Raw genomic sequence first — 13,124 nt, 5'->3', positions numbered from 1 at the left:
TGAACACCCGTCAGCTAAATGGCGGTTTCGCGTCAAATTTCAATCGGCAGGCGCGCTGCTCGTTCCGCCGCAGGCCGGTTGTGCAGGGGCGCGACCAAATGCGGCCGGAGTTTGCAGGGCTGCTCGAGGCGAATCGGCCGTGGCGGCCTGAGGTCGGGAAAAGCAGGTTCCCAGGCGAAAAACGCGGCGAGCCGCCACCGAAACGCTCCTCGCCGCGTTGCTTTTGGGCCCTCGTCCCCATTTCTGGTCAAATGAGGCGATTTAGCCGCCTTCGGGCCTGTTGCATTCGCGGTCCGCTTTTGGCATAGCTCTGCCATTGCCGGCGAGCGATCGTCGTCATCAGGATGCGGGTGTAGCTCAGTGGTAGAGCACGACCTTGCCAAGGTCGGGGTCGAGGGTTCGAGCCCCTTCGCCCGCTCCAATTTCCCATCCGGCGGACCGGCTTTTACTTGTAGCCCCGCGCCCGCGCCGTGCGCGGTTGACTTCCCTCCGATTGACGAAGCGTGCCTGTGTTAAGACCTCTCCGGCGAGAGGCGCGGCCCGGCTTGATGGCTGCTCAACCATTCATCCGATGGTTGATTTCTCTGGCCAATCGAAATTGTCGGCGGTGACGCTGCGAGAGGCGTTAGCTTCAAACGAATATTGCGGCGCAATGACATCGCTGATGCTTCGCAGGAAAACAGCGTAAGCGAACCTCTCAACTTGTCTTGACCTCGCTCGAATGCGGCGTTGATCGCCTGCGCTTCTCTCGCGCGGGGGATGTGCTAACATTTTCCGCTCTGGCCTATCTCTCGCAGGCCACCACGATCGTCTCGTTAGAATCAATAAAGAGCCAGCCGTCCGGCTGGATTAGGGGAGTAACGCGATGCAATCGGTTTTCAATCGTTCCATTCTTGCGCTTGCCACCATCGCCCTCGTGGCGGGGACTGGCTTTGCCAACGCACAACAGCAGCAGGACAAGGGCAGGGAGCTGAAGAAATACGAATCCGGCACCAAGGAATTCTGGACCCATCCGCCGGATGACTGGTTCCTGGGCGATGAGACCGAAGCGCAAAAGGGCCTCGCCCCGCCATCGGGACCGCCGACCGGCGCCTCCGACTCCGAGCTGGCGGCGCTGATCAAGAAGATCAAGCTGCCGCAGGGCTTCAAGATCGAGGTCTATGCATCGAACGTGCTCGCCGCGCGGCAGATGGCCTGGGGCGACAAGGGCACGCTGTTCGTCGGCTCATTCGGGCTCGGTAACGTCTACGCGATCAAGGACAACAACGGCAAGAAAGAGGTCAAGACCATCCTCAAGGGGCTGAACATGCCCACCGGTCTCGCCTTCCGCGACGGCGCGCTCTACGTGATCGCGGTCGACAAGCTGATCCGCTACGACAATGCGGAAGCCAATCTGGACAATCTCGGCCAGGGCAAGGTGGTCTATGACGACATGCCCTCCTATGCCGCGCATGGCTGGAAATATATCGCTGTCGACAAGGACGGCTGGTTCTACATTCCGTTCGGACCGCCCTTCAACATCGGCATCCCCCCGACCAGCCTCTCGCAGATTCGCCGTGTCGATCCCAAGACCGGCAACGCGGAAATCTGGGCGCTCGGGGTGCGCAACAGCGTCGGCGGCGATGTCGATCCGCGCACCGGCCGCTACTGGTTCACGGAGAACGCGCGCGACTGGATCAGCGACGATCTGCCGAGTGACAAGCTCAACATGATCTCGAGGATCGGCGAGCATTTCGGCTATCCCTATTGCCACCAGGGCGACCTGCCCGATCCGAAATTCGCGATGGGGCATAAATGCTCGGAGTTCACGCCGCCCGTGCTCAACTTAGGGGCCCATGTCGCGCCACTCGGCATGAAGTTCTACACCGGCAACCAATTCCCGGCGGACTACAAGAACAACATCCTGATCGCGGAGCATGGCTCCTGGAACAGGCACAAGTACCAGGGCGCGCGCATCGTGCGCGTGATCGTCGGTCCCGACGGCAAGAACGCCAAGCAGGAAGTGTTCGCGTCAGGCTGGATCGAAGGCGACCAGAATTATCTCGGCCGCCCGGCTGACATCATCCTCGACAAGGACGGCTCGATCCTCGTTGCGGATGATTGGGCCGGTGCGATCTATCGCATCAGCTACAGCAAGAAATGAGACGATAACGAATGGGGGCTGCGGCGGCCGGACGGCGGCTGCAGCCTGCAATTCTTGTTGCGAATCGATCCAATCGTCATGCGCGGGCAAAAGCGCGAAGCGCGTCTTCGCGCAGATGACCCCGGCATCCATCCCGAAAGAACCACCTTTTTGCGGGATGGATTGCCGGGTCAAGCCCGGCAATGACGAGTGAGAGGAATGAAAATGCGGATTGTATTGGCCGCAACACTGTTAGCAGTGACTGCCTGCGCACTTCCCGCCCGCGCCGCCGATGTCGCGGCCGGCAAGGAGAAGGCCGAGATGTGCGTCTCATGCCACGGCGAGAACGGCATTTCGCAGACCGAGAACATCCCCTCGCTCGCCGGCCAGCCGGATCAGTTCATCCAGTGGCAGCTCGTGTTCTTCCGCGCCGGCACCCGCAAGAACGAGCTGATGCAGCCGATCGTCGAGCAGCTCAACAATGACGACATCCGCAATCTCGGCGCCTATTTCTCATCGCTGCCGCCGCCGAAGGGCCCGAAGGACGACGATCCGGATCTGTCGGAAAAGGGCAAGCAGGCCGCCGCCGGCCGCCGCTGCGCGTCATGCCATACCGACAGCTATGCCGGCAACAAGGCGGTGGCGCGCATCGCCGGCCAGCGCGAGGATTATCTCGTCAAGGCGCTGCACGACTACAAGTCCAGCGCGCGCTCCGGCGGCGGCATGGCCGCGATGGCCGAGGTCGCCTATCCCCTGAGCGACGAAGAGATCACCGCGCTGGCGCATTATCTCGCGCATCTTTGACGAGATGCCGTAGCCCGGGTGGAGCGAAGCGTAAGCCGGGAACTCTGTGCGCCGCGGAGAGACCTGCCCGGGTTGCGCTGCGCTTCACCCGGGCTACAAGACTAATCGCCCCGCTGCAATTCGTACGCTTTCAGGTGCGTATAGGCCGTGCGCAGCTTCGGTACGGGAATCTTGGCGGCGTCGGCGCGGGCGACGAGGTCGCCGATCACATGATCGGCTTCGACCGGCAGGCCGGCCTTGATGTCGCGGAACATCGAGGCGGTCATCGGCGAGCCCGCGGCGGTCAGCATGCCCTTGACGCGCTCGAAGAACGGTCCACCCGGCGCATAGCCTTCAGCGGCCGCTACCGCGCTGCACTCGTCGAGGATGCCGAGCAGGAAATCCTTGCCGCCGGGCGCCGCCAGGATGTTGCCGACGGAAGTGCGCATCAGGCTGGTGGAAGCCGCGAGCGAAGCCAGGAACACCCACTTTTCCCACATGTCCTGCATCACATGATCGCTGGCGGTGGCGCCGTTGATGGCGGAAAACACCTCCGCGATCGCGCGCACGCGGTCGGACATCTTGCCGTCGCGTTCGCCGAAGGTCAGCGACTGCATCGGCTGAAGCTGCACCACCTCGCGTGCTTCATTGAGCGTCGCCGCAATCGCGCAGAGACCGCCGAGCACATGCTCGGCACCGAATTTCTTGTCGAGCTCATTGAGGTGCAGCATGCCGTTGAGCAGCGGGATGATCGCGGTGTTCGGCCCGACCGCCGGCGCGAACGACTTGATGGCGTCCTCCAGGTCGAATGCCTTGCAGCTCAATAGCACGACGTCGAATGTCTCGTTCAATTTGTCCGCCTGCACCGTCGGCGGATTCTTCAATGTCACGTCGCCGTTCGGGCTCTTGATCACGAGGCCTGCGGCGGCGAGTTCGGATGCGCGCTTGGGGCGGACCAGGAATGTGACGTCACGGCCGGCCTGCAGCAGCCGCCCACCGAAATATCCGCCGATCGCACCGGCGCCGACGACGAGAACGCGCATGGGATGATTCCTTGTTGTTGTTGCTTGAGAGGTGGACGGGCGAACGGACTGTCAAATAGGGAGGCGACCCTCCTGGCCTTCGGTCTTTCTCCTTGGCCCCTATTGTGGCGCGATCCGCGCGGCCCGTCTACTATATGATGATCATCATCATATAGGGATGATCCCTCTTCCCGGTCAAATCAGACGCTCGACCGTCTGCTTCCGCCAGACCAGCATGTAATAGCCCATCTGCAGCAGGAACATGGTGCAGAAGGTGATCGGATAGGCGGCCCATACCCCCTCGATGCCGATCAGCCGGCTGAGGAGGATGGCGGACGGGATCTCGACCAGCGCGATCGCGAGGGCGGAGATCAACAGCGGCATCCAGACCGTGCCGCCGGCACGCATCGCCCCCGAAAACACCGTCGACATCCCGAACAGGACCGAGCTCCACAGCACGATATGCAGCAGTCCCTGCGCGAGCTCGAGCACGGCGGGGTCGGTGATGAAAAAGCCCATCAGCGTGCGGGAGAACAGATAGCCGAGCACGGCCAGTCCGCCGGTCAGGACCAGATTCATCTTCAACCCGGTGCCGACGATCGCGCCGATCTGGCTGGCCTCGCCACGGCCGATCGCTTGCGCGCCGAAGATCGAGACCGCGATCGCGATCGACAGCGCGGGAAACTGCACGTAGCTCAAGACCTGGTTGACGGCGCCATAGGCCGCCGTGGCATTGGAGCCGAAACCGTTGACGAGGCCGAGCAGCACCAGCTCGGCAAGCGACATCACGACCATGCCGAGCGCTGCGGGAATGCCGAGCCGCAACACGGTTCGCAGCAACCTGCCGTCCGGCCGCATCGCGCGCAGGAACGCGCCATCGAAAGCCAGCGCATGGCGTCGTCGCCACAGATAGAGGTTGAGCCACACCAGTGTCAGCAGGCTCGATACCGCCGAGGCCCAGGCCGCGCTGGCGACGCCGAGATGCGGCAGGCCAAGCCAGCCGCGGATCAGCGCCGGCGTCACCACGAGGCCGATGACGGTCGAAATCGCGAGCGCGAACAGCGGCGTGAGCGTGTCGCCGACACCACGCAGCATCGAACTGGCCAGGATGAAGGCGAAGGTGAGCGGCATCGTGACCATCATGGTCTGCGCGTAGGAGGTGGCGGCATCGAGAATGTCGGATGGTGTGGCGAGCGCGACCAGGAGTTCGCGCGTGAACAGCAATCCGAACAGCGCGATTCCGCTTGCCAGCAGCAGCGCGACCGTCAGCGTCGTGCCGGCCACCGCCTTGACCTTGTCGACTTGGCCGGCGCCGAAGGCTTGGCCGACCAGCACGGTCGCGCCCGAGCTCAAGCCCATCACGAAAGCGATCAGGAAGAACATCACCGGGAAGAAAACCGAGACCGCTGCGAGTGCCTCGACTCCGATCATCTGTCCGAGATAGATGTTGTTGATGGTGCCGAACAGCGCCTGCAGGATGTTGCTCAGCATCATCGGCAGCAGGAAGGCGAGGAAGGTCCTCCAGAGCGGCGGCTTGGACATGGAAAGGGTACCTGTTGAAATGTGATAGGTCGTTGATTGAATCAGTCGTGCCGCGAGTTCACCTCCCCCGCTTGCGGGGGAGGTCGGATCGCATCGTTAGATGCGATCCGGGTGAGGGTTCTCACCACCTAAAGAATCCCGCCGCGGAGACAGCCTCACCCCAACCCTCTCCCGCAAGCGGCAGAGGGGGTGCACCTCCGTTGTGGCTTAGTTCCACGCGCTAATCCGCGCGGTCGCTGTAGGCGAGCTTGACGACGTGGTCGCGAATGTCCGGCGGCCAGTCGGCGATCTCGCTGACAAAGCGGCGGCGGTCGTCGGCGAACAGGGCGCGCGAGGCCTCCTCGAATTTCGGCAGGTTGCCAGCCATCGCCGACATGAAATGATAGGCGGCATCGCGCGCGGCGCGCTGACGGTCGCGGTCGCCGCTGCTGCGCCGGGCTTCGTCGACGAGCTTGCGGAGCGCGACCGAGGCGCCGCCGGGCTGCGCGTTGAGCCATTCCCAATGGCGCGGCAACAGCGTCACCTCGCGCGCGACCACGCCGAGTTTCGGCCGGCCGCGGCCACGCGGCTCGCTCGGCGCCAGCTCCGGCGCTTCACCTGGCGGAGCCGATGGTGGCAGCCGTGCCAGGATCTCGTCATCGCTGCCGCGAAGGTCCAGATCGAGGGCGCGTCCGGTCCCGTCGCAGAAGATCGCAATCGGCTCGGCGCTCTGGCCGGCCCGTTTGATCGCCAGCGCGACTTCCGGCAGGGGCCCGGCGGCGAGGCGCCGCTGGCCTTCGAAAGCTGTAAAGGTCTGATTCATCTGAGACATCTGGTTAATCTGTGTTCAGCAATTTATGCCCGGGTATAATTCAGGTGTCAATATCACCCGGGTAAATAATTTGGCCGCTCGGCCAATCGCGAATCTGGCGATTGCCTGATACGGAACGCCCGGTAAGTTTTTCGAATTTCGGGGGACGCCGTGCTGACCGTTCATCACCTCAACAATTCGCGCTCGCAACGGGTGCTGTGGCTGCTCGAAGAGCTCGGCGTGCCCTATGAGATCGTGCGCTATCAGCGCCAGCCGGACATGCGCGCGCCGAAGGAGCTTCTGGTCGTCCATCCGCTCGGCAAGTCGCCGGTCATCACCGACAAGGGCAACACGATCGCGGAATCGGGCGCGATCGTCGAATACATCCTCGGCGCCTATGGCCAGGGACGCCTGATCCCGGCGGCCGAGACACCGGAACGGCTGCGTTACACCTATTGGCTGCATTATGCCGAAGGCTCGGCGATGCCGCCGCTGCTGTTGAAACTGCTGTTCACGACAATGCCGAAACGCGCGCCCTCCTTGCTGCGCCCGCTCGTGCGCAAGGTCTCCAACCAGGTGCTGACGGCGCTGGTCAATCCGCAGCTCAAGCAGCACATGGCGTTCTGGGAGGCGGAGCTCGGCAAGAGCGAGTGGTTCGCAGGCAATGAGTTCAGCGCCGCCGATATCCAGATGAGCTTTCCGCTGGAAGCAGCTTCCGCGCGCGCCGGGCTGGAGGAGGGGCACCGGAAGTGCATGGCCTTCCTCGAACGCATTCACGCGCGCCCGGCCTACGCCCGCGCGCTGGAGAAGGGCGGGCCGTATCAGGTCGGACGGTAGATGTGGCTCACCTCTCCCCGCTCTTGCGGGGAGAGGTCGGCGCGCAGCGCCGGGTGAGGGGACTCACCGCACACTCCTGTCCATCGAATTCGCGGAGGCAGCCCCTCACCCCGACCCTCTCCCCGCAAGAGCGGGGCGAGGGAGTCTCACTGCCCCACCGCCGCGATCACCTCTTTCACCAGCCGCGCCAATCCGCGCATGTCGCCGGTCCGATCAACGCTGTTGCCGAGGCGGACAACGACGAGGTGCTGCGTCGGCATGATGACGATGCGCTGGCCGAGATCACCAGAGGCAAAGAAGGCGTCGCGGGGAATGCCGAGCGCGACGCGGGCCTTGGCATTCCGGTGTTCGCCGCGGTTGGTCCAGAAGCCCGCGCCATAGTCGGTCTTCAGGGTTGGGGCGGCGGAAAAGTCCACCCAGTCCTCGTGCAACAACCGCTTGCCGCCGACCACGCCGTCATTGAGGTAGAGCAGCCCGAAGCGGGCCCAGTCCCGGGCGCTCGCCAGCATGTAGGCAGTGCCCTGCAGCGTGCCGCTGCCGTCGAATTCCAACGTAACGCTGCGCATGCCGAGCGGGTTGAACAATTCGCGCCAGGCAAAGGCGAGCGTTTGCTCGGGCCCGCCGACGGCATCGCGGATGATCCGCGCCAACAGTTGCGTCGAGGGGCTCGAATAATGCCAGCGAGTGCCGGGCGGCGCCATCAGCGGTGCCTTCACTGCAAAGCCCGCCATGTCGTTGCGCAGGTAGACCATCTGGCTTGAGGGATCGAAGCCCGAATTGGTCTCGTCCAGCGCCAGCCCTGAGGTCATGCGCATGAGGTGCTCGACCTCGATCTCGCGACGCGGATCATTCCTGCCGCGCCATTCCGGAATCGGCGCCGGCATCGACGGCGTGACCACGCCTTGTTGCGTCAGGATTCCGATCAGCGCATTGATCACCGACTTGGTCAGGGAAAAACCAAGCAGCGGTGTGTCGACACTGATGCCCTCGGCATAGCGCTCGGCGATGATCTTGCCGTTATGGACGACCACCACCGCCTTGGTGCGCCGGAGTGGCGGTTCCGACGGCTCCTCGAAGGCATGATCGAGTGCCGCTTCTAGCGCTGGGTCCGAAGGCTCGACAGGTTCAGGGCCCCCGATCTCCTCAAGCAGCGGCGGCGCTTTCGCCACCTTCAGCGCGTCGATATCGCTCTTGAGCACATAAGGCGCTTTTCTACCGTGCAGCAGCACGCAACCGAGGCCGTCGTGAAAGGCGGCGCGGCTTGTCAGCCATCCCACAACCGACGCATCGACGGTCTTGCCGGTGCGGTCGAGCGCAAAGCGGAGCAGCGGACGCAGTCTGCGGATGCCGGCCCGATCGATTGTTTCCGAAAACACCGTCTCCGGATCGAGGCCAGAGACGAACACTTTGGAACACACATTGTGTGCGACCACGCCCGTCGCGACACGAACGGCCCGATCGGGACGGAAGTAGGCGGCAACCGCCACCGCGGCGGCGAACGCGATTGCTGCCGCGATCCATTTCTGCCAGCCCACAAATTCCTCCGCGCTGAAGCTGATCTTACCTCGCCCCGCTTGCGGGGAGAGGTCGGATTGCATCGCCAGATGCAATCCGGGTGAGGGGGGTCTCCGCGAGCTCATCTCTTACAGAATTTGCGGAGGCAGCCCCTCACCCCGACCCTCTCTCCGTGAAGAACGGGGAGAGGGAGGGAGAGCCCCGCGATCGTGTCGTTGAGTCTTACCGCGACTTCTGCGCTTCGCCAACGGAGGGCAGCGGCTGAACGGTGACGCCGGGCGGCGGCACGTCGTCGTCGGGCACGAAGAAGTCGGACATCAGCGGCCGCGACGGATCGACGCGGTAGCGCTCGAAATCGCGCACGCCGCTGTCATAGAGCACCTTGTCGTCAATGCAGAACTGCCCGGTGAATTCGCGTGCCGGTTTGGTCAGGATGACATGCGCGGCATCGCCCATGATCTCGGGCGTGCGGCTGGCGCGCATCATGGCGTCGCCGCCGAGGAGATTGCCGACCGCGGCGGTCGCGATCGTCGTACGCGGCCATAGCGCGTTGACGGCGACACCAGCCGATCGCAATTCGCCCGACAGCCCCAGCACGCACATGCTCATGCCGTATTTCGCCATCGTGTAGGCGGTCGAGTTCTCGAACCACTTTGTCTTCATATCGAGCGGCGGCGACAGCATCAAAATGTGCGGGTTCGCCGCTTTCTTCAAATGTGGGATGCAGTATTTCGACACCATGAAGGTGCCGCGCGTGTTAATGCCCATCATCAGGTCGAACCGCTTCATGTCGGTGGCCTGCGAGGTGGTCAGGCCGATCGCGCTGGCATTGTTGACGCAGATGTCGATGCCGCCGAATTCCCCGACCGTCTTGTCGATCGCCGTGATCACCTGCGCCTCGTCCCTGATATCGCAGATAACAGGCAGCGCCTTGCCGCCGGCGGCGCGGATCTCGTCTGCGGCGGTATAGATCGTGCCCTTGAGTTTCGGATGCGGCTCGGTGGTCTTGGCGGCGATCGCGATATTGGCGCCATCGCGTGCCGCCCGTAGCGCCATCGCGAGCCCGATGCCGCGGCTCGCACCGGTGATGAACAGTGTCTTGCCCTTGAGCGATGTCATCCGAACCCTCCCGTGTTATTTATCCCTCAGCATGCAACACCCGTCCGCGCGTCTCCGGCAGCGCGTAGGCGGCCAGGAAGAATACAGCGTAAGCGGCGACCGCGAAAATCGCGATCGCGTTGGCGAGCGAGGTCGTGGTCGAGAGCGCGCCGACGAGAAACGGGAACAGCGCGCCGATGCCGCGGCCAAAATTATAGCAGAAGCCCTGTCCGGAGCCGCGCAGCCGCGTCGGATAGAGCTCGGTCAGGAACGCGCCCATGCCGGAGAAATAGCCTGACGCGAAGAAGCCGAGCGGAAAGCCCAGCACCCACAGCAATTCGTTGCTGATCTCCACTTGCGTATAGACCAGCACGACGGCGATGGCGCCGAGCGAGAAGGTCAGGAACAGGTTCCGACGGCCGATACGATCGGCGAGCCAGGCGCCGACAAGATAGCCGATGAACGAGCCGATGATCAGCGCGGCGAGATAACCGGTCGAGGTGACCACCGAAAGGTGCCGCTCGGTGGTGAGGAAGCGCGGTACCCAGAAGGTGATGGCGTAGTAGCCGCCTTGGCAGCCGGTCGCCGCCAACGACGCCAGGATGGTCGTCTTCAGGATCGGTCCGTGGAAGATCTCCCACAGCGACGGCCGGTCGCCCGCGGCCTGCTGCTTTTGGCGCGTGGCAGCGGCGATCTCGGGCTCGGTGACGTAGCGGCGCAGATAGAACACCAGGAGCGCCGGCAGCGCGCCGATCACGAACATCCAGCGCCATGCGATTTCCGCCGGCAGGATCGAGAACAGGATCGCCTGCGCGAGCACCGCAAGACCCCAGCCGACGGCCCAGCCCGATTGCACCGAGCCGACCGCGCGCCCACGATATTGCGGCCGGATCGCTTCGCCCATCAGCACTGCGCCCGCCGCCCATTCGCCACCGAAGCCGAGGCCCAGAACTGCCCGCGCGATCAGGAGCTGATCGAAGTTCTGCGCGACCGCGCAGACCAGCGAGAAGAACGAGAACCAGAGAATGGTGAGCTGCAACGTCCTGACGCGGCCGATGCGGTCGGCGAGATAGCCGCCGAGCCAGCCGCCGATGGCCGACGAGAGCAGCGTCACCGTTCCCGCAAGGCCCGCGGTGCCGGGATCGACCTTCCACAGCGTGATGATAGTGCCGATCACCAGCGGATAGATCATGAAATCCATGCCGTCGAGCGCCCAACCCGAGGCGCAGGCCCAGAAGGTGCGCCGCTCCTGCAGGTTCATGTCGCGGTAGAAGGCGAGCAGGCTCGTGTCGTGGATTTCGGCGACTTCCACCGTCTTCGATGGCTCCGATATCGTCATGTTCGAGGTCTCCGCGAGTTTCTTCTTGATTGGCGCTATTGCATGCGGCCGGTTTGCGGGAAAGTTAAATTTATCGCGATGGTTCCGTAAAAAGATGTAGGGTCGGCGGCCTTCCCTTCTCCCCTTGTGGGAGAAGGTGGCGCGCATGCAATGCGCGACGGATGAGGGGTTGTCTCCGCAGGCGCGGGCGTTGGTGGAGAGAGGCCCCTCACCGAAGCGAATTCGTGGCTAGATCGGAACAGCCCTCTCCCACAAGGGGAGAGGGCACATCAACTGGAAGGGTCTTGGTGGTGGGCACGCTGCGCTTTGCCCACCCTACGCTTTAGCCAACCGCCTCCGTCAATACCCCGCCGCTTCGGCGCCGCGGGTGCGGGGATCGGGGGCGCCGAGCGGGCCGTTCGATGTCAGCAGGATCGAGTTGGCGGAGGAATAGCCGAGCGGCTCGACCAGCTTGTGGCCTTTGGTTCTGAGCTCGGCCAGCACGTCATCGGGAAATCCCTTCTCGATCCGCACTTCATCCGGCAGCCATTGATGATGCACGCGCGGAGCGGCGACGGCGGCGGCGATATCCATTTTATAGTCGATGACATCGACGATCACCTGCGTCACGGCCGAGATGATGCGGCTGCCACCGGGTGTTCCGGTCACCAGCACTGGCTTGCCGTTCCTCAGCACGATGGTCGGCGACATCGACGATAACGGCCGTTTTCCCGGACCGGGCAGATTGGCCTCGAAGCCGACCAGGCCGAATGCATTCGAGGCGCCGGGCGCGGCGGTGAAATCGTCGAGCTCATTGTTGAGCAGCACGCCGGTGCCCTCCGCGACGAGACCGACGCCATAGGGGAAGTTCAGCGTATAGGTGTTGCTGACCGCATTGCCGCTGGCGTCGACCACGGAATAATGCGTGGTGTTGGAGCCTTCGCGTTGCGGCGGCACTGCTGCCGCTTCGGCCCAGGGCGTGGCGCGGGCAAGGTCGATGGTGGCACGCTGCTTGGCGGCATAATCCTTGTCGAGCAAAGCGAGTGTCGGCGCGTTGATGAAAGCGGGATCGCCGAGATAGCGGGCGCGATCGGCATAGGCGCGCTTCATCGCTTCGATCATGACATGGAGCGAGGAGGCGGAGCCCTGCTTCATGTCGGACATCTGGAAACCCTCGAGGATGTTCAGTATCTCCAGCAGCACGATGCCACCAGAGGAAGGCAGCGGCATCGAGACGATGTCATATCCCCGATAGGTGCCGCGCACCGGCGTGCGAATCACGGGCTGATAGGATTTCAGATCGTCCAGCGCCATGATGCCGCCGGCATCGCTGATAGCCTTGACGAGCTTTTCCGCGACCGGCCCTTCGTAGAAACCGCGCGGACCCTGTTCGGCGATTGCGGTGAGCGTGGCCGCAAGATCGCTCTGGATCAGCGTGTCGCCCTCGTGCAGCGGCGAGCCATCGACGCGGGAGAACGTCCTGGCCGAGTTCGGCCAGCGCGACATGCGGCGATACATGTCCGGCAGCGTGTCCGCGATATCGTCAGCAACGGGAAGTCCGTCGCGCGCCAGATCGATCGCGGGTTTGACGATCTGCGCCAGCGTGAATTTCCCCGAGCCATATTTCTCCAGCGCCAGCGCGAGACCGGCAACGGTGCCGGGCACGCCGATGCCGAGCGCGGAATTGCGCGACTTGTCGGGATCGGGCTTGCCCTCGGCATTGAGGAAGATGTCGCGGGTGATGGCGCTGGGAGCGGTCTCGCGATAGTCGATCGCGACATCCTCGTTGCGGTCGGCAAGGTGGATCACCATGAAACCGCCGCCGCCGATATTACCGGCGCGCGGATAGGTCACCGCCATGGCAAAGCCGGTCGCGACTGCCGCATCGACGGCATTGCCGCCCTGGCGCATGATGTCGGCGCCGACGCGCGCTGCCAGCTTTTCCTGCGCCACCACCATGCCATGTTCGGCGGCAATGCCCCGCATGGTGTCGGCAGCCGGTGGCATGTAGAAGCGGCGCTGTTCCTGCGCGGCCGCCGGCATGATCGTGAAGACCACGAGCACGACAGTCGCGACAATCCTGCGCCAACCATTTGA

10 protein-coding genes and 1 tRNA gene are annotated in these 13,124 nt (G+C 63.8%); 4 read left to right on the top strand and 7 right to left on the bottom strand.

Translation table 11 applies throughout. The features are described 5' to 3' along the window. Nucleotides 1-346: 346 nt before the first annotated feature. From AC5ZG5_RS26785 to AC5ZG5_RS26775, 3 genes are all read left to right on the top strand, one after another. Nucleotides 347-421: transfer RNA gene (locus AC5ZG5_RS26785), tRNA-Gly, on the top strand. A 444-nt stretch (nucleotides 422-865) separates the two neighbouring features. Further along, entirely contained in the window at nucleotides 866-2,143 is a 1,278-nt protein-coding gene (locus AC5ZG5_RS26780) for a PQQ-dependent sugar dehydrogenase (RefSeq protein WP_130226302.1), read from the top strand. 204 nt (nucleotides 2,144-2,347) lie between these two features. Beyond that, nucleotides 2,348-2,926: a c-type cytochrome gene (locus AC5ZG5_RS26775; protein ID WP_456644691.1), complete on the top strand. Its 579-nt coding sequence runs from the start codon at nucleotides 2,348-2,350 to the stop codon at nucleotides 2,924-2,926. A 101-nt stretch (nucleotides 2,927-3,027) separates the two neighbouring features. Here the strand turns inward: AC5ZG5_RS26775 and panE are convergent, their stop codons facing one another. The 3 genes from panE to AC5ZG5_RS26760 all read right to left on the bottom strand — a co-directional run bounded on the left by panE (nucleotide 3,028) and on the right by AC5ZG5_RS26760 (nucleotide 6,271). Further along, entirely contained in the window at nucleotides 3,028-3,948 is a 921-nt protein-coding gene (gene panE, locus AC5ZG5_RS26770) for a 2-dehydropantoate 2-reductase (protein WP_456644692.1), read from the bottom strand. 174 nt (nucleotides 3,949-4,122) lie between these two features. Then, nucleotides 4,123-5,469, bottom strand: coding sequence for an MATE family efflux transporter (locus AC5ZG5_RS26765; protein WP_456644693.1), 1,347 nt, complete (start codon nucleotides 5,467-5,469; stop codon nucleotides 4,123-4,125). A gap of 220 nt (nucleotides 5,470-5,689) precedes the next feature. Continuing rightward, nucleotides 5,690-6,271, bottom strand: coding sequence for a DUF2239 family protein (locus AC5ZG5_RS26760; RefSeq protein ID WP_456644744.1), 582 nt, complete (start codon nucleotides 6,269-6,271; stop codon nucleotides 5,690-5,692). 159 nt (nucleotides 6,272-6,430) lie between these two features. Between AC5ZG5_RS26760 and AC5ZG5_RS26755 the strand changes: the two genes are divergently transcribed. Beyond that, complete coding sequence (locus AC5ZG5_RS26755) at nucleotides 6,431-7,096, top strand: glutathione S-transferase (protein WP_130226300.1); 666 nt, start codon at nucleotides 6,431-6,433, stop codon at nucleotides 7,094-7,096. Nucleotides 7,097-7,242: 146 nt separating this feature from the next. Here the strand turns inward: AC5ZG5_RS26755 and AC5ZG5_RS26750 are convergent, their stop codons facing one another. The 4 genes from AC5ZG5_RS26750 to ggt all read right to left on the bottom strand — a co-directional run bounded on the left by AC5ZG5_RS26750 (nucleotide 7,243) and on the right by ggt (nucleotide 13,034). Further along, on the bottom strand, nucleotides 7,243-8,631 hold the full coding sequence (locus AC5ZG5_RS26750) for a serine hydrolase domain-containing protein (protein WP_456644694.1): 1,389 nt from the start codon (nucleotides 8,629-8,631) through the stop codon (nucleotides 7,243-7,245). Nucleotides 8,632-8,833: 202 nt separating this feature from the next. Then, nucleotides 8,834-9,730: an SDR family oxidoreductase gene (locus AC5ZG5_RS26745; RefSeq protein WP_130226298.1), complete on the bottom strand. Its 897-nt coding sequence runs from the start codon at nucleotides 9,728-9,730 to the stop codon at nucleotides 8,834-8,836. Between the two features lie 19 nt (nucleotides 9,731-9,749). Continuing rightward, nucleotides 9,750-11,048, bottom strand: coding sequence for an MFS transporter (locus AC5ZG5_RS26740; protein WP_456644695.1), 1,299 nt, complete (start codon nucleotides 11,046-11,048; stop codon nucleotides 9,750-9,752). A 339-nt stretch (nucleotides 11,049-11,387) separates the two neighbouring features. Further along, nucleotides 11,388-13,034, bottom strand: a complete 1,647-nt coding sequence (ggt, locus tag AC5ZG5_RS26735) for a gamma-glutamyltransferase (protein ID WP_456644745.1) — start codon at nucleotides 13,032-13,034, stop codon at nucleotides 11,388-11,390. Between the last annotated feature and the right edge of the window lie 90 nt (nucleotides 13,035-13,124).

The organism is Bradyrhizobium sp. Ses1 (genome assembly GCF_059512365.1).
Note: the sequence above shows the minus strand (reverse complement) of the source record. Positions and strands in the feature narration are given on the sequence as shown.

Excerpts from the sequence above, each read along its gene's own strand:
- AC5ZG5_RS26780 (WP_130226302.1), top strand. The coding sequence starts at position 866 with ATGCAATCGGTTTTCAATCGTTCCATTCTTGCGCTTGCCACCATCGCC.
- AC5ZG5_RS26775 (WP_456644691.1), top strand. The coding sequence starts at position 2,348 with ATGCGGATTGTATTGGCCGCAACACTGTTAGCAGTGACTGCCTGCGCA.
- panE (WP_456644692.1), bottom strand. The coding sequence starts at position 3,948 with ATGCGCGTTCTCGTCGTCGGCGCCGGTGCGATCGGCGGATATTTCGGT.
- AC5ZG5_RS26765 (WP_456644693.1), bottom strand. The coding sequence starts at position 5,469 with ATGTCCAAGCCGCCGCTCTGGAGGACCTTCCTCGCCTTCCTGCTGCCG.
- AC5ZG5_RS26760 (WP_456644744.1), bottom strand. The coding sequence starts at position 6,271 with ATGAATCAGACCTTTACAGCTTTCGAAGGCCAGCGGCGCCTCGCCGCC.
- AC5ZG5_RS26745 (WP_130226298.1), bottom strand. The coding sequence starts at position 9,730 with ATGACATCGCTCAAGGGCAAGACACTGTTCATCACCGGTGCGAGCCGC.
- AC5ZG5_RS26740 (WP_456644695.1), bottom strand. The coding sequence starts at position 11,048 with ATGACGATATCGGAGCCATCGAAGACGGTGGAAGTCGCCGAAATCCAC.
- ggt (WP_456644745.1), bottom strand. The coding sequence starts at position 13,034 with ATGCCACCGGCTGCCGACACCATGCGGGGCATTGCCGCCGAACATGGC.